This is a genomic window from Haloarcula amylolytica JCM 13557 (genome assembly GCF_000336615.1).
Taxonomy (GTDB): Archaea; Halobacteriota; Halobacteria; order Halobacteriales; family Haloarculaceae; genus Haloarcula; species Haloarcula amylolytica.
In genome coordinates, this window is the sequence record NZ_AOLW01000015.1 from 358,052 (window position 1) to 375,330 (window position 17,279).

A 17,279-nucleotide genomic window follows, 5' to 3' on the forward strand; every position below is an offset into this window, starting at 1 on the left:
AAAAGCGGTTTTTGAGCGTTCGCCGTCGTTATGCCGCTTTCAGGACGAGTACGACCCGTATGGCTTCGCGAATCAGGGTCCTCGCTGTCGTCGGTCTCCTCCTCCTTGCCGGCTGTACCGGTATGGGTGGGAGCGGCGATGCGGGCGAGGCACAGGGCGGCGGTGACGGCGCACAGATGTCCAGCGGCGACGGCGGGTCGAATCAGCCCGAAGCGGCTGATTCGGGCGCAAATTCGGCTGATAGCGGGAACGTCCAGGCCAGCAACGCCATGACCGACCGGGCCATCATCCGCAACGGTCGGATGGTGGTCGAAGTGGAGAACTACTCCACGACAGCCGACGCGATTGCCGCCTGGGCGCGCACATCCGGCGGGTACGTGAGCGACTCCAACCGCGAACTCCACCGGGACGACGGCGAGACGTGGTACACCGGCTACATCGTGGTCAGAGTGCCAAGCGAGGAGTACGAACCGACGCAGTCGATGGTGAGCGAGCAGGGGACGGTCCGCTCCGAGGAGACGACGACGAAAGACGTGACCGACAAACTGGTCGACCTCGAAGCGCGGCTGACCAACCTCCGGGAGCGTCGCGACCGACTGCGGACCTTCTACGAGCGAGCCAACAGCACGGAGGAACTGCTCCGCATCGAGGAGGAACTGTCGTCGGTCCAGAACGACATCGAACGCCTCGAAGCCCAGAAGCGCTCGCTCGAACAGCGGGTCGCCTACTCGACGCTGCGCGTCGAGATTCACGAGCCAGCGCCGGAGCCCTCGGCCCAGCAGGTCCCGTACCACGAGCGGTCGCTGGTCTCGGCGTTCCTCTCCTCGGTGACTGACGTGTACGTGTTCACCCGCGGCCTGCTCGTGACCGCCGCGAGCCTCGTGCCGTGGCTCGTCGTCCTCGCCGTCCCAGTCGTCGGTGGCCGGCGGCTCCTTCGCGGTCGGCCGCTCCCGCTGCTGGGTCGACGTGGCGCGTCGGAACCAGCCACAGACGACGGCGACGGTGTTGGCGGAGGAAACGACCCACAGCAGGAACCCGCTGCGGAATCGGACACGGAGTCGCCCGACAAGGACGCGTAGCCGGAACCGAACACCGGGCCTTTTTTGCGTGTGCACTCGCTACGAGTAGCTGCCGGCAAGGCGCTTTTCACGTCGATGCCGGCGCTAACGCCCGTCTCGCTGCTCGGCCACTCGGCGTCGCTCGTCCGCCAAGGCTGTCCGGACAGCCTTTTCACTCCTCTCCCGGAGTCGATCCTTTCGCCTCTCCTCGTCTTTCCGATACTATCGATCTAAAACGGCCACTCAGCAGCTACTGCGACGAAGATGCCCTGCGAGCTACCGCGTCCGTTCCCGCTCCAGCGCTTCACGGAAGTGTTCTGGCGTGATTTCCACTTCATCGGCGTTCTCGGTGGCCTCTTCCGGCCCGTAGGCGGACGCCACCTCTCGAATGGCCAGCATCGACGCTTCGCGGACGACGGCCTCCAGTTCTGCACCCGAGAAACCGTCGGTCTCCTCGGCGAGCTCCCCGATATCGGCACCCTCAGCGAGTGGCTTTCCGTCGGTGTGGACGGCGAGAATCTCCTCGCGGGCGTCACGGTCGGGGTTCGGGACCTCGACGTGCTGTTCGAGGCGACCCGGCCGCAGCAGCGCATCGTCGATCATATCCCGGCGGTTGGTCGCGGCCAACACGACCAGATTGGGGTTCTCCGTGATGCCGTCCAGTTCTGCGAGCAGTTGGGAGACGACGCGCTCGGTGACCTCGTTGCCCTGCCCCCGGTGGCTGGCGATGGCGTCGATCTCGTCGAGGAAGATGATGCTCGGCGCGGTCTGGCGGGCGCGCTCGAACAGTTCCCGGACCGCTTCCTCGCTCTCGCCGACGTAGCGGTCCATGATTTCGGGGCCGGCGACGTGGATGAAGTTCACGTCGCTCTCGCCGGCGACGGCCCGAGCGAGCAGGGTTTTGCCGGTCCCCGGCGGGCCGTACAGCAGGATGCCGCTCGGCGGGTCGGTGTTGGTCGCGGTGAACAGTTCGCTGTACGAGAGCGGCCACTCGATGGCCTCCGTCAGCGTCTGTTTGACCTCGGACAGCCCGCCCACGTCGTCGAAGGTCGCCGTCGGCGACTCGGCGACGTACTCCCGCATCGCGCTGGGGTCGACGGTGGCGAGCGCGGTCTCGAAGTCGTCCTGGTGGACGTCGCCGTCGTCGCGGTCGGCCCGGAGCGCAGCCATCGCGGCCTCGGTGGTCAGCGACGCGAGGTCAGCGCCGACGAAGCCGTGGGTCTGTGCGGCGATGCGGTCGAGGTCCACGTCCTCGTGCAGCGGCATGTCCCGCGTGTGGACATCCATAATCTCACGGCGGCCGTGCTCGCCGGGCACGCCGATCTCGATTTCGCGGTCGAAGCGTCCGCCCCGGCGTAGCGCCGGGTCGATGGCGTCGACGCGGTTCGTCGCCCCGATGACGACGACCCGGCCCCGGTCTTCGAGGCCGTCCATCAGCGTGAGCAACTGGGCGACGACCCGGTTCTCCATGTCGGCGTCCTCGTCGCGAGAGCCGGCGATGGAGTCGATTTCGTCGACGAAGAGGATAGCCGGCGCGTTCGCCTCCGCCGTCTCGAAGGCCTCCCGGAGCCGCTCCTCGCTCTCGCCCTTGTACTTGGAGACGATTTCGGGGCCGGAGATAGTGTCGAAGTAGGCGTCGACCTCGTTTGCCACCGCTCGCGCGATGAGGGTCTTCCCCGTCCCGGGCGGGCCGTGGAGCAATACGCCGCTGGGCGGGTCGATACCCAGGCGGCGGAACTCCTCGGGCTCGGAGAGGGGCATCTCTATCATCTCGCGGATGCGATCCAGTTCCTCGTCGAGGCCGCCGATGTCCTCGTAGCTTACCCCCGATTCCGTCTCGGCGGTCGGTGTGCTCGCCGTTGTTGCCTCACCGGACGACGACTGGCTCGCGTCGCTACCGCCGTCGAGGCCCGGCAGTACAGTCACTGCCGTCGTGCCGGTGACGCGAACCGGCCCCGAGGGAGAGGTCTTGCGAACGAGGAACGTTCCCAGCCCTTCGATGTGGGTCCGCTCGTCGGCCTGAATGATCTGGTCGACCAGCCGCTTCCTGACCAGACTCTCGTAGTCCTCGCTGCCCGGTATCGGTTCGACCGGCTGGATGGCTATTTCGGTCGCCTCAGAGACCGACCCACTCGTCACCGTCACCGTGTCGCCGATGTTGACGCCGGCGTTCGCTCTGGTGTCTGAATCGATGCGGACGAAGGAGCCGTCTTCGTCGTCATCTGGCCAGACCTTCACTACAGTCTTGTCCTCGCCCTCAATGATAACAGGTGAGCCACTCAAGACGCGTAGCTCGCTGCGTGCCGAATCTGGCAGTCGTGCGATACCGCGCCCGGCGTCGCGCTTGTTCGCACCCTCGACGGTGAGTTCGACACCGGCGTCAGTGGACCCGCTCATGCCGCCTTCTTGCAATCCGACTCCCTTGAGGGTTCCCGTTGTGTTGCGGGAAAATAATATACGGTCGGCCGTCGGATCTTCAGGTATGGTTGTCCAAACCGAGCGAGACGAGGTCACCTGGTACAAGTGCGAGACCTGTGGCCTGATGTTCGACGACCAGAGCGACGCGCGCCAGCACGAGGAGAACTGTGACGACGAAGACCCGTCCTACATCCAGTAGCGGTCCTCGACCCCACAATCACGCGTCACCTTACCACCGGTATTACGCTTCGACGATCTCGAAGCTCCGCTCGCCGAGTTCGTCCTCCTCGAAGACGAACACGCGGCCGTTCGTTACGTCGTAGTCGACCTCGACCTTCGTTCGCATCTGATTGTCCCGGACCGTGACGCCGGGGAACAGTTCGTCCTCCTCGCCGTCGTCGAGGATGACCCGTCCGACGCCTGTCTCTTCGAGAATATCGTCATGTGTGCGGAGGTCGTTGACGTACACGAGGATGCCCGACGTCTCCGTCTCGTCGGTAATCAGGACGTGTGTGTCTTTTCCCGGCGCAGTCTGGATACTCCCTTCGACCGCCGTTGGGACGCCGTGATAGAACGCCTGGCGGCCGTCGAGGTACTCCACGACGACGCCGTCCTCGGTCAACTCGACCGAGACGGTGTCCGGTGCGATGTCCGACCGGTTGCTCATACCGTCAGTTCCGGCGGCGCGCTCAAAAGTGACGCGTTGTCCGTTTCGACCGAGCGGTCGGTTTCCAACCCCATCGGACGGGGTGCGAAAGGGACTAGTGACTCGCCTGTCTCCGTCTCAACATGACGAAAACCCTCGTCGTCGGACTCGACGGAGCGAGCTGGGAACTGCTCGACCCGTGGATCGAGGCCGGCGAGCTCCCGAACCTGGCCGCGTTGCGGGACACCGGCACCTGGGCGGGGACGCGAAGCTGTCTGCCGCCGGTGACGTTCCCGAACTGGAAGTGCTACTCCTCGGGCAAGGACCCCGGCGGGTTCGGCGTCTTCTGGTTCGAGAACGTCGACCTCGACGCGGGCGAAATCACCGTGATGAACGGCGGCGACTACGACACCGCCGAACTCTGGGACTACCTCAACGACGAGGGGCAATCGGCCGGCGTGGTCAACATGCCGACGATGTACCCCCCGCGGGACATCGACGACCTCGTCGTCGCCGGCGGCCCGGACGCCGTCGAGGGGGAGTACCGGTCGATTAGCTCCGGCTACACCTCGCCGCCGGAACTGGCCGAGGAACTGGAATCCCGGTTCGACTACAGCGTCCACCCGGACCCGCTGCTGTCCTCGAACGACGAGCGCGGCGCGGAGGTCGAGGCCATTCTGGACCTGCTAGAGAAGCGCTTCGAGGTTGCCACGACACTCATGGACGAACGGGATCTCGATTTCGTCCATGTGACGCTGTTCTATCTGAACGTCCTGCATCACTTCTTCTGGGACGACGAGCCGAGCCTGCGCGCGTGGCAGCTCGTCGACGAGTGGGTCGGCCGGCTCGACGACCGCGAGGACCTGAACCTGGTGTTGATGTCCGACCACGGCTGTGACGCGACCCAGACGGAGTTCTACATCAACGAGTGGCTGGCCGAGAACGGCTACCAGGTCCGGGATACGAGCGTCGACGCCGTACTCACTCGAATCGGGCTCGACCGCGAGAACCTGCTCGCAGTCGCAAAGCGCGCCGGGCTGGTCGACACGCTCGCTCGCGTCGTTCCGGAGTCCATCCAGCAACTCGTCCCGCAGCACGACGGCGTCAAACGGGACCGCAAACTCGAAGCCATCGACTTGGAGCAGACAAAGGTCGTCGCCAGCGGACAGGGGCCGGTGTACGTCAACCCCCGATTCGACGTGGAATCGGTCCGTGAGTCGCTCATGGCTGACCTCCGCGAGGTGGAAGACGAGCACGGCCCGCTGTTTACCGACGTGTATAGGGGCGAAGACGTGTACAACGGCCCCTACGTCGACGCCGGCCCGGAGGTCGTCGTCGACCAGCGCCCGGGCGTCCACGTCAACGACGGTATCGGCGGCGGGACCATCCAGAGCGGTCCGGACCGCTGGGCGGCCGAGAACACGCCCTACGGAATCTTCGCCGCCAGCGGGCCGGACTTCGAACCACAGGGCGAACTCGACCGTATCAGCATTCTCGACATCGCGCCGACGGTGCTGGCCGCCCACGGCTGTGCGATCCCGACTGACATGCGTGGCGAAGTCCTTCCGGTGTTCTCCGAGGACCCCGCCGTCGGCGAACGTGCGCCACTCAGTATCGATGACGCCCTCGGGAGCGATGACGGGGACGCCGTCGAGGACCGGCTGAAACAACTGGGCTACATGGAGTAGCCCCGTCCGTGACAGCGACTGGCGTCGAATGAGTGAACCCAATGGGATAAGTAGCCGCTCCCGATACACACCGGTATGGTTAGCATCGATCTGAACAACAGCCAGCGGACGATGCTTACAACGCTGGTAAACAAGTATCAACAGACCGGTGAGGCAGTCACCGGCGAGACAATCGCTGAGGAGATTGACCGGAACCCGGGAACGGTCCGGAACCAGATGCAGAGTCTGACCTCGCTGGGACTCGTCGAGGGGATTCCCGGGCCAACGGGCGGATACAAGCCGACGTCCGAGGCCTTCGACGCAATCGACCGCCAGCAGATAGACGAGGCCGAGAGCGTCGTCGTCGCCCACGACTACGATCGCGTCGACGTCACCGTCGAGGAAATCAACTTCACGAACGTCCACGACCCGGAGAAGTGCCGCGCCCGGTTCCACCTCCAGAGCTCGGTGCAGGACTTCAGCGAGGGACAGGCCGTCATTCTCGGACCGACGCCGATTTCGAAGCTCGTCGTCGCCGGGACGGTTGTCGCTGTCGACGAATCCAACAGCGAAATCCTCCTCGACGTCGCGAAGATCGAAGCGCCTGTGGAAGAACCGGAGAAATAAGCGGTCCGTGCGGCCACGCGGCGTACCGTAGCTCTTTCAGGGGTCGACGCGGTCGATCCACAGCGTCGGCGTCTCTATCTCGTCTTCGGTGGGGAGGGTGTCCGGCGAGTCCCAGACGCGCCCGGCCGCAGCGACGCCGCGGGCGTCGGCGACCGTGTCGAAGAACGCCTTCCCGCGTTCGTACTGCTGGCGCTTCATCCCGAGGCCGAGCAGCCGTCGCATGAGCGACGCGATGGGGCCTCGTCCCTGCCGGCGCTCGTCGACTTTCCGGCGCAGGTCGTCGTACTCGTCGTCGAAGGCCCGGTCCATCAGCAGTTCCGCGTACCCTTCGACGGCGGTCATCGTCGTATCGAGTTCGCCCAGCGTCGTCCGGTCGATGTTGCCGTCGGTGAGGTTGTCGATGGCGTCTTCCATCGCCGTTTCGAGGTGGTCGGAGAGCCACGGGGCCGCGCCGAACTCCGCCGCGTGCGTGACCTCGTGGAACGCGATCCAGCGGCGGAAGCGGTCCCGCTCGACGTTCAACTCGTCGGCGACCCGGTGGATGTTGGGGCGCACGAAGTACAGCGCGTGAGCGTCGTTATCCGCGAGCAAGACGGGGTCGTACTGACCCAAGACGTTGTTCCCCAGAAACGAGAGCGCAACGGCCATCGACCCGGTGTTGACCACGCGGGCGATGCCGGGGATGTACTCGGCCTGCTGTTCGATCGGTTCCATCACGCGGCTGAAGGTGGCGACGTTGGCGTCGATCCAGTGGTGGCGGTTCTGGATCTCGACGGTTTCGGGCAGGTCAAAGGCGAGTTCGCCGACCTCCCGGACGCGATCTCTGGCGTCCCGGACGTCGGTGGCGTAGCCGTCGCGTTCGGGCGTCTCGACGGTGAGGTCGCCCGTGTCCGTCGCGCCCTTCGCGGCGTCGGCGACGGCACTCCAGTCGATGGGGCCGTCGCCGGTCGCGCCGGCGACAGCCTGAACGCTGTGGTATATTCCCATACGTCTGAAATGTGGCGGGAGAAAATAGGCCTTCTCCCTGTGAAAACGACCACCGGCGTTCGGTTCGTGGCCTTGCTGTGGAGTGGGACGCTGTCCCTTACAGGGCTTCGTCGCTGTCGTCGCCGTCTGACCCACCGAGGTACAGACGCAGGACGACCGCGACGAGCGCGACGGCACCGAGTACCGCGAGCGCGAAGCGACCGACGTTACGGCCACCGTCACCCTCAACGTCCGTCTCGTCGCTCTGCTCGTCCGTCCGGGACCGCGACCACCGTGATTTGCGCTCCGATTCGTCGTCATCGTCGGTGGAACTGAACGGGGCGTTGGCAGTGAACTCCGCGCCGTCGAGATGCAGTTCGAGGAGAGTGAATTCGGCCATACTGACAGTTCGACGCCGCGACTCTTAGCCGTGGCGGTCCCAGAGCCACGGTGGGACGGTCCCAGACCGCGTGCCGTCCGCTGTTTTCATGACCACAGAGCGATTATCCCGCATATGGACACACGACGACGCGAATTCTTGGAATCGCTTCTGACGACGCCCGGCCCGTCGGGGTACGAGGCCGACAGCCAGCGGGTGTGGCTCGACTACGTCAGCGAGTTCGCTGACGAGGTCCGAACGGACGACTACGGCAACGCCGTCGCGAAGGTCGAAGGTGGCGACACGACCGTCGCGCTCGCGGGCCACGGCGACGAGATCGGCTTCATCGTCCGGGACCTCACCGACGACGGCTTCGTCAAACTGGGCCGCATCGGCGGCTCGGACAAGACCGTCTCGCGCGGGCAACACGTCACCATTCACACAGCCGACGGGCCGGTATCGGGCGTCGTGGGACAGACTGCGATTCACCTCCGGGACCCGGACGACGACTCCGTGCCGGAGATCGCCGAACAGCACGTCGACGTGGGGGCCGAGGACGGCGACGAGGTAGAATCACTCGTCGACCGCGGCGACCCGGTGACGTTCGTCCAGACGCTGAGCGAACTGGAGAACGGCCGCCTCGCGGCCCGGGGAATGGACAACCGTATCGGCATCTGGGCGGCCGCTGAGGGGCTTCGGCGCGCGGCGGAGGCCGATGCAGAGGCGACAGTGTACGCCGTCTCCACGGTGCAGGAGGAGGTCGGCGTCCAGGGGGCGAAGATGGTCGGGTTCGATCTCGCGCCGGACGTCGCTATCGCCGTTGACGTGACCCACGCGACGGACTCGCCGGGTTCGCCGGGGAAGGCCGCGACCGGGGTCGAACTCGGCGGGGGGCCGGTCGTCGCCCGCGGGAGCGCGAACCATCCGGTCGCCGTCGACGCCCTCCGAGAGACGAGCGACGCCGAGGACATCGACATCCAGTTGCAGGCGACCGGCAGCCGGACCGGAACCGACGCGGACGCCTTCTACACCTCCCGCGGTGGGATTCCGTCGGCCAACGTCGGCCTGCCGAACCGCTACATGCACACGCCGGTCGAGGTCATCGACCCCGACGACCTTGACGCGCTCGCGGACCTGCTGGCCGGCTTCGCTGTCCGAGCGGCCGACCGAGCGCCCTTTAGCGTCGACGTGTAGGGAGTCGGGACTGTCTCGCGCGCGCCACCACACAAACGGTACGTTTAAGCGGCCGTCACTATCCAAACCGTACATGAGTGGACGACCGCTGGATGTACTCGAAGCGTCCCTCGGTGAGACAGTCACCGTACAGCTGAAGGGTGGCGAAATCTTCGAAGGGGAACTCACCGGCTACGATCAACACATGAACCTCGTCGTCGAGGATGAAGACACAACGATTATACGCGGCGATAACGTCGTCTCAATTACTCCATGACTGGCGCAGGAACTCCGAGTCAGGGCAAGAAAAACACCACGACGCACACGAAGTGTCGACGGTGTGGTGAAAAGTCGTATCACACGAAAAAGAAGGTCTGCTCGTCGTGCGGTTTCGGCAAGTCGGCCAAGCGGCGTGACTACGAGTGGCAGTCGAAAGCAGGCGAATAACACACTCAACACAAATGCACGAGAAGTGCGGCGTTGTTGGCATCTCTTTGGAGGACCGTGACGCCGCCCGACCGCTTTACTACTCCTTGTACGCGCTCCAGCATCGCGGTCAGGAATCAGCCGGTATCGTCACCCACGACGGGTTCCAGCAGTACAGCCACGTCGAGATGGGCCTCGTCGGTGACGCGTTCGACCCCGGCGACCTGGAATCGCTCAACGGGTCGAACGGCATCGGCCACGTCCGATACCCGACCGCCGGGAGCGTCAACGCCTGCTGTGCCCAGCCGTTCTCCGTCTCGTTCAAGTCGGGGTCGCTGGGTCTGTCCCACAACGGGAACCTCGTCAACGCCGACGAGATCGGCGACGAACTGGCCGACCTCGGCCACGCCTTCACGTCCGACGGCGACACCGAGGTCATCGCCCACGACCTCGCGCGTAATCTCTTAGAGGAGGACCTGGTTCGGGCTGTCAAGCGGACGATGAACCGTATCCACGGGTCGTACTCGCTGACGATTATGCACGACGAGACGGTACTCGGCGTGCGCGACCCGCAGGGGAACCGACCGCTGTGCATCGGCGAACTCGAGGACGGCTACGTCCTCGCCTCCGAGTCGGCCGCCATCGACACGCTCGACGGCGACCTCATCCGGGACGTCAAGCCCGGCGAACTCGTCGTCCTGCACGCCGACGGGACCGGCTTCGACACCTACCAGCTCGTCGAGCCGGAGAACACGGCTCACTGTTTCTTCGAACACGTCTACTTCGCGCGGCCGGACTCGACCATCGACGAGAACCTCGTCTACGAGGTCCGGCGCGAACTGGGCCGCAAACTCTGGGGAGAGTCCGGCGTCGAATCGGACGTGGTGTTGCCGGTCCCCGACTCCGGACGCGCCTTCGCCTCCGGCTACGCCGAAGCCGCACAGGACGACGACTCGGACATCGAGTTCGCCGAGGGGCTGATGAAAAACCGGTACGTCGGCCGGACCTTCATCATGCCGACTCAGGACGAACGCGAGCGGGCCGTCCGGCTGAAGCTCAACCCCATCAAGTCGACCATCGAGGGGAAAAGCGTCACCATCATCGACGACTCTATCGTCCGCGGGACCACCTCGACGCAACTGATTCAGTTGCTGAAAGACGCCGGTGCCGAGGAGGTCCACGTCCGCATCGGCGCGCCGCCCATCGTCGCCCCGTGCTACATGGGCATCGACATGGCCTCCCGCGACGAACTCATCGCCGGGAACCAGTCCGTCGAGGAAATCCGTGAGGAAATCGAGGCGGACTCGCTGTCGTATCTCTCTATCGACGCCATCGCGGAGACGCTGGACAAGAGCCAGGCGGACCTCTGTCTCGGCTGTGTCACGGGCGAGTATCCCTACGATATCGAAGGTGAGGCGACCGACCGCGACGTTGCCCGCCCGGATATCGGCACGCAGTCGCGCCCGGCTGACGACTAGCGTCGTCGGTTCGGGATGGCACCACATTTTTGCGCAGTCCGAGCGAGCAGTCGTCCATGCCAGGGCCGTCCTTCCTCGCAACCGACCGAACCGCCCTCCGGTCCCCGGAGCGAGACGACCTCGACTGGATACAGCGCGTCTTCCACGACGAGAAGGTCTGGGGGCTGGGTACGTACGCCCGTCCGCCGACCGCCGACCAGATGGAGACCTACTATGAAGAGACGCTTTCCGACGAGGACTCGGTCCATCTACTGGTCTGTATCGACCCGGATGGGAGTCCGGGCCCAGTCGGGGACCGAACCGAGCCGGTCGGCCTCGTCGCCATGACGGACCACGACCCGGAGCGGGGCACAGCTGAACTGGCCTACTGGCTCGACCCGGACGCCTGGGGCCAGGGGTACGCCACCGAGGCGGCGGGCCGGCTGGTCCAGTACGGCTTCGACCAGCGGGCGCTCCGGAAGTGGTCGGCGAAGATCGTGGGCGGAAACGACCGCTCCGTCGCGGTGGTCGAACGACTGGGATTCACCAGGGAAGGGACACACCGAGCGGAGTGGTATCTCGACGGCGCGTGGCGCGATCTGCTGTGGTTCGGCCTGCTCCGAACAGAGAGCGACTGATAGTGAGTATTGCGACTGGTTGCCGCTCCGACCGCACGCTGTCGTGCGGTCGATGTGGGACTGACTCGCAATAATCACTATGACGTTACCAGACCAGATACAGCATCGCGTAGACGGCGATACCCATCGAGAAGGAGATCAGCCACAGCCCCGCGGCCAGCTTCCCGGCTCGCGGATGGTTCGTCGACGACAGTTCCGAGACGGGGTACGTGTAGGCTAGCAGCAGGACGTAGTACACCGCCGGGATGGCGATGATGGCAAGCAGGATGTGGATAGCGAGGAAGGGGAGATAGAAGTAGGTCTCGACGACCGACGGGCCGGTGAAGTCCGTCGGCCCTTCAAGTGTTATCCGGTAGAGGTACAGGACGAGAAACAGAGCGAACAGGCCGAACGAGGAGAGCATCAGTTTCCGGTGTCGGGCGACATCGCCGCGGCGGATCGCTCGGATACCGCCGACGATTGTTCCGATAGCGAGGGCGCTGACCACGGCGTTGGCGTGGGGGATCGCCCCGAGAACGCTCGCGGGCGCAGCCGGGAGAGCGGACTGTGGGATCGCCCCGAGAACGGCCCCGAACACGAGCGCGAGCGACACGACCGTCAACAGACCAGTGAGTGCTGGCACGCGATACCGAGCCTGAAGATCCATACCACAACTCCGGACTGGACGCAAAATACGGTTTCGAGTCACGTACGGCGAGGCGGGGTCGCTACGTGGTTTTCGCTGCCGGTCGCTCGACGTCGGTTACGTCCAGCCGGACCCGTCCCGTCGAGTCGTTGGAGAGGGCGGTTTCCCAGCCGTGACCGTGTGCGATTTCCCGGATCACGGCGAGGTGGAGCCCGACTCCTTCGTCACTGGAGGCGTAGTAGAGTTCAAACGGTTTCTCGTTTCCCGTCTCCAACGGGGTGCCGTCGTGTTCGAGGGCGAACCCGTCGGCCGTGTCCGTGATCGTTATCTTCTCGGTATTGCCCTGCTCCGTCGCGAACCGGAAGAAGTTCTCCGCGAGCTGACACAGTCGGCCACTATCGGCCAGTATCGTCTCGGTACAGTCGATTTCGATGGTCGACCCGTCGGTGTCGACCGTCGTCCAGGCGTCCGCCATCACGTCGGAGAGTGTTACCGGCTCGACGGTGTACTGTCGGCCGCCCTGACGGGCGATTTCCATGAGGTCGTCGATGAGAAACGACATGCGGGTGTGGCTGCGCTGGATGGCGTCGAACTCCTCGGCGGCGTGTTCCGCGGCTAGCAGTTCGACTCGTCCCATCGCCGCCTGGAGCGGGTTCCGGAGTTCGTGTGAGATGATCTGTGCGAGCTCTCGGAGCCGCTCTTTCTGCCGTTCCAGTTCCGTCGTCCGCTGCTGGAGTGCGTCTTTCGTCTGGCTCGCGTCGATAGCCAGCGCGATGTTGTGGCCGACCTCCCGGAACGTGTCCTGTTCTTCCGTGTCGAAGACATCGACGCGGTCGGCGTACACTCCGAGGACGCCGTACGACGTCCCATCGTACACCAGTGGGACAGCGAGAACTCGGGCGCAGTCCGTTTCCAGTGCGTCTGTGTCATTTGCGAACGTTGCTGGGTCGATATCCGCAACGACCAGTCGGTCCTCCGACTCGGCGCGGCACAACGGCTCCGGCACGGTGATGGAGACGCGGTCACGCTGTGAACCCAGCGCTCGAACGACCGGCCTGTCGTGCTGACAGGTCACCGTACAGGCCTCGCTGTATCTGGTCGTGCCCGCCAGAACCGCCGTGACGTCGCGTTCGATATCCACCCGCGACTGTGAGCGGACGAGCGCTTGATTGACCAGCCGGACGGCCTCGTTGAGCTGTTTTCGCTTGTTCGCCCGCTGACGGGCCGGGCTGGAAGCGACGGCGGCATCGACCCGCGCCAAGAGCCGCTGGTGAGCGTCGCTCACTGTGCTCGGAACGTAGCCGAACACGTCGCGGCTGTAGGCCTCGCGGGCGATGTCGCCGTTTGCCACCTCGGCAAAGAGGACGACCGGGAGTTCGGGGTGATTTCGTTGCAGTCGATCAATAAGGGTCAACCCACCGAGATACTGTGTCCCGTCCGGGTTCTCCACTTCGCAGTTCGTGACGACACAGTCCGTGTCGTAGTCGCCGAGCGCACACTCCAGATCACGAACACCGTCGAACTCGTGGACGGTGAGATCACTGTCCCGGAGCATCGAAATCGCGGCCCTGTCCTGGCTCGGACTACGGACAAACAGGACGGTGGGCTGTGACTTCATCACCCTTCCGAGGAGACACACGCATAAAGAAGTTACACCACGAAACACTCCATTGTTGACACCTCTACCATCTCAGCGACGCTATTGCCCATTTCAGGGGACGATTTATACACACGGCACCGTATCCTTTGATGATGGCACAACCGGGGCTGGAAATCCATCGGACCCAGTCGGCAGTCATCGATGCGATACAATCTCTTATCGACAGTGCCGACGAGAGCCTCACGGTTGCGGTCCCGAAATCGTCCCTCCCGGAGTTTGTCCCGCAACTCAGCGCCGCTATCGAGCGGGATGTGCTGGTACTGTTACTGGTCCACGGCGATGCGACGGCACCGACGCCCGCATACGAGGACATCGCAACGGCGGTCAGGACAATCGAGAGCGGTATTACCCCACTGCTCGTGACCGCAGATATCCAGCGCGGACTCACTGGGCATTCCGGACTGCTGACCGACTCGATAGCAGAATATCAGGCGACCGAGTTCGACAACGAGAACCTCGCTCACGACGAATTCGCGATGTTCCTCGGCACCCACTGGCTGATGGGGACGGAACACTACATCGCTAGCGTGTGTGCGTTCCCGCGGACGTTCTCCGCGTTCCAGTTCGCCGTACTCATGGCGGCGCTGGCGTTGCGCGCGGGGACGCCGATCACTGCTCGCGCTCGGGTCATCTCGACTGCGGACCGGACGGAGACGACGATATCGGGACCGGTGATAAACGTCCGGCAGAGCGTCGTCTATCCCGCATCGAGCACGAACCCGGCCGAACGGTCACTCACTATCGAGACCGATGCCGGACCGGTCACTGTCGGCGGGGCCGGTGCGACGAAGGAAGCCTACGAGTGTCGCGAGATCACGTTGGACAGGGCTGACGACGAATAACGCAGCGAGAAAATCGCCTGTAAGACGCAACAATCAGCGTCGGTGTGTCGACCGTCGCTATCGAGTGCCGACCGTCGCTACTGGAAGGTGCGGCTGGCCGTGCTCTCGTCGGTGACGCCGGGTTCGGCCCGGTCGAAGCGCTGTTCGATCTCGTCGTAGCGCTCGCGGGTCTCCTCGGTGACGCTGGGGCCGACTTCTTCGAGCGCGTGCTCGAAGTGGTCCATCGTCACGCGGACGTTGCTGACACTGTCGCCGATGTCCTCGGGGTCCACGCTGTTGATGAACTCCCGGGTCGCGGCCATCGACGCCTCGCGAGCGACCGCTTCGATATCCGCGCCGACGTAGCCGTCCGTGCGGCTGGCCAGGTCGTCGAGGTCGACGCCGTCGGCCAGCGGCTTGTCGCGGGTGTGGACCTGGAAGATGGCGCGGCGCGCTTCCTCGTCCGGGACGGGCACATGGACGTGCCTGTCGAGTCGGCCGGGGCGCAGGAGCGCGTCGTCGATGAGGTCCGGCCGGTTCGTGGTCGCGACGACCACGACGTTCTCCATGTCCTCGATGCCGTCCAGTTCCGTCAGGAGCTGGGAGACGACGCGTTCGCCGACGCCGGAGTCGGTCGTGCCGCCGCCACGTTCGCCGGCGATGGAGTCGATCTCGTCGAAGAACACCACGGTCGGGGCGTTCTCGCGGGCCTTGCTGAACACTTCGCGGACGCCCTTCTCGGACTCACCCACGAACTTGTTCAGGAGTTCCGGCCCCTTCACGGAGATGAAGTTGGACTGGGCCTCGTTGGCGACGGCCTTCGCCAAGAGCGTCTTCCCGGTGCCGGGCGGGCCGTACATCAGTACGCCCTTCGCGGCTTCGAGGTCCATCGACTCGAACACGTCTTCGTACTCCAGAGGCCACTGAATGGTCTCCCGGAGCCGTTCCTTGGTGTCTTCGAGTCCACCGACGGAGTCCCAGGTGACGTCCGGGACTTCGACGAAGACCTCCCGGAGTGCGGAGGGCTCGATGCCCTTCATCGCCTCGCGGAAGTCTTTGTCGCTGATCTCCAGGCGTTCGAGCACCTCGGCGTCGATCTCGTCGGATTCGAGGTCGAGCTCGGGGCGGATGCGCCGGAGGGCGTTCATCGCGCTCTCTTTCGTGAGGGTCGCGAGGTCAGCGCCGACGAAGCCGTGGGTGTTCTCGGCGTAGTTCTCGATGTTGATCTCCTCGGCCAGCGGCATCCCGCGGGTGTGGACCTGCAGGATCTCCTTGCGGCCCTCCTTGTCCGGGACGCCGATCTCGATCTCGCGGTCGAAGCGGCCACCGCGGCGCAGCGCCGGGTCGATGGCGTCGACGCGGTTCGTCGCGCCGATGACGATGACCTGCCCGCGCTCCTCGAGCCCGTCCATCAGGCTGAGCAGCTGGGCGACGACGCGGCGCTCCACGTCGCCCTGGGTCTCGCCGCGCTTCGGGGCGATGGAGTCGATCTCGTCGATGAAGACGATGGCGGGGGCGTTCTCCTCGGCCTCCTCGAAGACCTCACGGAGCTGCTCCTCGCTCTCGCCGTAGTACTTCGACATGATCTCCGGGCCGGAGATGGTGGTGAAGTACGCGTCGATCTCGTTGGCGACGGCCTTGGCCATCAGCGTCTTGCCGGTGCCTGGCGGGCCGTGCAGGAGGACGCCCTTCGGCGGCTCGATGCCGAGCTGCTGGAACAGTTCGGGGTGGCGCATCGGCAGCTCGATCATCTCACGGACCTGTTCGAGTTCGCGGTCGAGCCCGCCGATGTCCTCGTAGGTCACGTCGGGCGTGTCGCTCGCTTCGGGCGCGCCCTCGCCGCTGTGGACCTGCTCGGCGGGCATCTCGCTGACCTGGATGTCCGTGGAGTCGGTCACGACGACCGTGCCGGAGGGCTCGGTCTCTGCGATCTTCAGCGGGATCTTCTGGCCGGACATCGAGGAGAGCGGTCCGAGGCCGAAGCTCACCGGAACGGTCTGGCCCTGCGTGACGGCCTGGCCGCTGAGGTTGTTGCGGATCATCGGGCCGACGTTGCCCCGAACCCGGAGGTTCTGGGGCAGCGCGACGGTGACCGAGGTCGCGGGGTTGACGTCGGCCTTCTCGATGTTGACGGGGTCGTCGATACCGACGTTGGCCTCCTGGCGGAGCTGCCCGTCGATGCGGACGATGCCGTTCCCCTCGTCTTCGGGGTAGCCGGGCCAGACCCGGGCGACAGCGCGGCTGTCCTGTTTCCCCTCGAGAACGATGTAGTCGCCGTTCTCGAGTTCGAGTTCGTCCATCGCGGCGCGGTCAATTGCCGCGAGGCCACGGCCAGCGTCTTTCTGTTTGAGTGGTTTAACAGTAAGTCTCATTAGTTATCTCCCTCGCCGTCTGACACTTCGATAGTGAGAACCCCGTGATTGATAAACGCTCGTGCGTCCCTCGCGGGAATCTCCTGTTCGTACTGGTGGCCGTCAGCGACGACGATGACGGTCCCGTCGACCACATCGACACTCGCATCGGCGGCAGGTCCCACGTCCGCCGCGAACACGACGCTGTCGTCGTACTCGAATCGGCGGAGGGGCGTCTCGTCGAACAACTGCTGTTCTGAAGTCATGCTAACTCAAAGTAAGCGAGATAAGTATATAAACCTATCGCTGAAATACGCTGTACGGCGGAAAAATGAGTGTAGTTGCTTGAATGCGGTTCACACCTCAT

18 protein-coding genes are annotated in these 17,279 nt (G+C 64.7%); 10 read left to right on the forward strand and 8 right to left on the reverse strand.

The window, feature by feature from the left end; translation table 11 throughout:
* The first annotated feature begins 59 nt into the window (after positions 1-59).
* Positions 60-1,079, forward strand: a complete 1,020-nt coding sequence (locus C442_RS07715) for a DUF4349 domain-containing protein (protein ID WP_008309273.1) — start codon at positions 60-62, stop codon at positions 1,077-1,079.
* A 255-nt stretch (positions 1,080-1,334) separates the two neighbouring features.
* On the opposite strand, the gene C442_RS07720 is transcribed toward C442_RS07715, so the two are convergent.
* Positions 1,335-3,455 carry a CDC48 family AAA ATPase gene (locus C442_RS07720; protein ID WP_008309275.1) on the reverse strand — a complete coding sequence of 707 codons (2,121 nt, stop codon included), beginning with the start codon at positions 3,453-3,455 and terminating at the stop codon, positions 1,335-1,337.
* 85 nt (positions 3,456-3,540) lie between these two features.
* On the opposite strand from C442_RS07720, the gene C442_RS22865 reads away from it, so the two are divergent.
* Positions 3,541-3,675, forward strand: a complete 135-nt coding sequence (locus tag C442_RS22865; protein ID WP_004517924.1) for a DUF7128 family protein — start codon at positions 3,541-3,543, stop codon at positions 3,673-3,675.
* Positions 3,676-3,717: 42 nt separating this feature from the next.
* Here C442_RS22865 and C442_RS07730 read toward each other — a convergent pair whose 3' ends face one another.
* Entirely contained in the window at positions 3,718-4,143 is a 426-nt protein-coding gene (locus tag C442_RS07730; RefSeq protein WP_008309277.1) for a DUF5796 family protein, read from the reverse strand.
* A 122-nt stretch (positions 4,144-4,265) separates the two neighbouring features.
* Between C442_RS07730 and C442_RS07735 the strand changes: the two genes are divergently transcribed.
* A complete protein-coding gene (locus C442_RS07735) occupies positions 4,266-5,810 on the forward strand; it encodes an alkaline phosphatase family protein (RefSeq protein ID WP_008309279.1) in 1,545 nt (514 codons plus the stop codon).
* 75 nt (positions 5,811-5,885) lie between these two features.
* Positions 5,886-6,416, forward strand: a complete 531-nt coding sequence (locus tag C442_RS07740) for an Rrf2 family transcriptional regulator (protein ID WP_008309281.1) — start codon at positions 5,886-5,888, stop codon at positions 6,414-6,416.
* A 36-nt stretch (positions 6,417-6,452) separates the two neighbouring features.
* On the opposite strand, the gene C442_RS07745 is transcribed toward C442_RS07740, so the two are convergent.
* Together C442_RS07745 and C442_RS07750 are read right to left on the reverse strand one after the other, a co-directional pair.
* Positions 6,453-7,403, reverse strand: coding sequence for a zinc-dependent metalloprotease (locus C442_RS07745; protein ID WP_008309283.1), 951 nt, complete (start codon positions 7,401-7,403; stop codon positions 6,453-6,455).
* A 97-nt stretch (positions 7,404-7,500) separates the two neighbouring features.
* Positions 7,501-7,782, reverse strand: a complete 282-nt coding sequence (locus C442_RS07750; RefSeq protein ID WP_008309284.1) for a hypothetical protein — start codon at positions 7,780-7,782, stop codon at positions 7,501-7,503.
* A gap of 114 nt (positions 7,783-7,896) precedes the next feature.
* Here C442_RS07750 and C442_RS07755 point away from each other — a divergent pair, with 114 nt between their 5' ends.
* From C442_RS07755 to C442_RS07770, 5 genes are all read left to right on the forward strand, one after another.
* Positions 7,897-8,955, forward strand: a complete 1,059-nt coding sequence (locus C442_RS07755; protein WP_008309285.1) for a M20/M25/M40 family metallo-hydrolase — start codon at positions 7,897-7,899, stop codon at positions 8,953-8,955.
* Between the two features lie 73 nt (positions 8,956-9,028).
* A complete protein-coding gene (locus C442_RS07760; RefSeq protein WP_004592851.1) occupies positions 9,029-9,211 on the forward strand; it encodes an LSM domain-containing protein in 183 nt (60 codons plus the stop codon).
* Complete coding sequence (locus tag C442_RS20940) at positions 9,208-9,381, forward strand: 50S ribosomal protein L37e (RefSeq protein WP_004517916.1); 174 nt, start codon at positions 9,208-9,210, stop codon at positions 9,379-9,381. The genes C442_RS07760 and C442_RS20940 overlap by 4 nt, the downstream gene beginning before the upstream one ends.
* A 14-nt stretch (positions 9,382-9,395) precedes the next feature.
* Positions 9,396-10,838, forward strand: a complete 1,443-nt coding sequence (gene purF, locus C442_RS07765; RefSeq protein WP_008309291.1) for an amidophosphoribosyltransferase — start codon at positions 9,396-9,398, stop codon at positions 10,836-10,838.
* A 56-nt stretch (positions 10,839-10,894) separates the two neighbouring features.
* The gene (locus tag C442_RS07770; RefSeq protein WP_008309292.1) at positions 10,895-11,455 is read left to right on the forward strand and encodes a GNAT family N-acetyltransferase; all 561 of its coding nucleotides are present in this window, start codon (positions 10,895-10,897) and stop codon (positions 11,453-11,455) included.
* A gap of 85 nt (positions 11,456-11,540) precedes the next feature.
* Here C442_RS07770 and C442_RS07775 read toward each other — a convergent pair whose 3' ends face one another.
* Positions 11,541-12,101, reverse strand: a complete 561-nt coding sequence (locus C442_RS07775; RefSeq protein WP_008309294.1) for a DUF420 domain-containing protein — start codon at positions 12,099-12,101, stop codon at positions 11,541-11,543.
* A 61-nt stretch (positions 12,102-12,162) separates the two neighbouring features.
* The gene (locus C442_RS07780) at positions 12,163-13,698 is read right to left on the reverse strand and encodes a sensor histidine kinase (RefSeq protein ID WP_049942893.1); all 1,536 of its coding nucleotides are present in this window, start codon (positions 13,696-13,698) and stop codon (positions 12,163-12,165) included.
* 131 nt (positions 13,699-13,829) lie between these two features.
* On the opposite strand from C442_RS07780, the gene C442_RS07785 reads away from it, so the two are divergent.
* Positions 13,830-14,582 (forward strand): TrmB family transcriptional regulator sugar-binding domain-containing protein, encoded by a 753-nt coding sequence (locus C442_RS07785; protein WP_008309298.1) that lies wholly within the window; start codon positions 13,830-13,832, stop codon positions 14,580-14,582.
* Positions 14,583-14,659: 77 nt separating this feature from the next.
* On the opposite strand, the gene C442_RS07790 is transcribed toward C442_RS07785, so the two are convergent.
* The gene (locus C442_RS07790; RefSeq protein WP_008309300.1) at positions 14,660-16,933 is read right to left on the reverse strand and encodes a CDC48 family AAA ATPase; all 2,274 of its coding nucleotides are present in this window, start codon (positions 16,931-16,933) and stop codon (positions 14,660-14,662) included.
* Positions 16,933-17,178 (reverse strand): DUF7127 family protein, encoded by a 246-nt coding sequence (locus C442_RS07795; RefSeq protein WP_008309302.1) that lies wholly within the window; start codon positions 17,176-17,178, stop codon positions 16,933-16,935. The genes C442_RS07790 and C442_RS07795 overlap by 1 nt, the downstream gene beginning before the upstream one ends.
* Positions 17,179-17,279 lie beyond the last annotated feature (101 nt).

Coding starts and splice junctions, on each gene's coding strand:
- C442_RS07775 (WP_008309294.1), bottom strand. CDS start 12,101: ATGGATCTTCAGGCTCGGTATCGCGTGCCAGCACTCACTGGTCTGTTG.
- C442_RS20940 (WP_004517916.1), top strand. CDS start 9,208: ATGACTGGCGCAGGAACTCCGAGTCAGGGCAAGAAAAACACCACGACG.
- C442_RS07735 (WP_008309279.1), top strand. CDS start 4,266: ATGACGAAAACCCTCGTCGTCGGACTCGACGGAGCGAGCTGGGAACTG.
- C442_RS07715 (WP_008309273.1), top strand. CDS start 60: ATGGCTTCGCGAATCAGGGTCCTCGCTGTCGTCGGTCTCCTCCTCCTT.
- C442_RS07720 (WP_008309275.1), bottom strand. CDS start 3,455: ATGAGCGGGTCCACTGACGCCGGTGTCGAACTCACCGTCGAGGGTGCG.
- C442_RS07755 (WP_008309285.1), top strand. CDS start 7,897: ATGGACACACGACGACGCGAATTCTTGGAATCGCTTCTGACGACGCCC.
- C442_RS07740 (WP_008309281.1), top strand. CDS start 5,886: ATGGTTAGCATCGATCTGAACAACAGCCAGCGGACGATGCTTACAACG.
- C442_RS07760 (WP_004592851.1), top strand. CDS start 9,029: ATGAGTGGACGACCGCTGGATGTACTCGAAGCGTCCCTCGGTGAGACA.
- C442_RS07790 (WP_008309300.1), bottom strand. CDS start 16,933: ATGAGACTTACTGTTAAACCACTCAAACAGAAAGACGCTGGCCGTGGC.
- C442_RS07770 (WP_008309292.1), top strand. CDS start 10,895: ATGCCAGGGCCGTCCTTCCTCGCAACCGACCGAACCGCCCTCCGGTCC.
- C442_RS07795 (WP_008309302.1), bottom strand. CDS start 17,178: ATGACTTCAGAACAGCAGTTGTTCGACGAGACGCCCCTCCGCCGATTC.
- C442_RS22865 (WP_004517924.1), top strand. CDS start 3,541: ATGGTTGTCCAAACCGAGCGAGACGAGGTCACCTGGTACAAGTGCGAG.
- C442_RS07730 (WP_008309277.1), bottom strand. CDS start 4,143: ATGAGCAACCGGTCGGACATCGCACCGGACACCGTCTCGGTCGAGTTG.
- C442_RS07745 (WP_008309283.1), bottom strand. CDS start 7,403: ATGGGAATATACCACAGCGTTCAGGCTGTCGCCGGCGCGACCGGCGAC.
- C442_RS07780 (WP_049942893.1), bottom strand. CDS start 13,698: ATGAAGTCACAGCCCACCGTCCTGTTTGTCCGTAGTCCGAGCCAGGAC.
- C442_RS07750 (WP_008309284.1), bottom strand. CDS start 7,782: ATGGCCGAATTCACTCTCCTCGAACTGCATCTCGACGGCGCGGAGTTC.
- purF (WP_008309291.1), top strand. CDS start 9,396: ATGCACGAGAAGTGCGGCGTTGTTGGCATCTCTTTGGAGGACCGTGAC.
- C442_RS07785 (WP_008309298.1), top strand. CDS start 13,830: ATGATGGCACAACCGGGGCTGGAAATCCATCGGACCCAGTCGGCAGTC.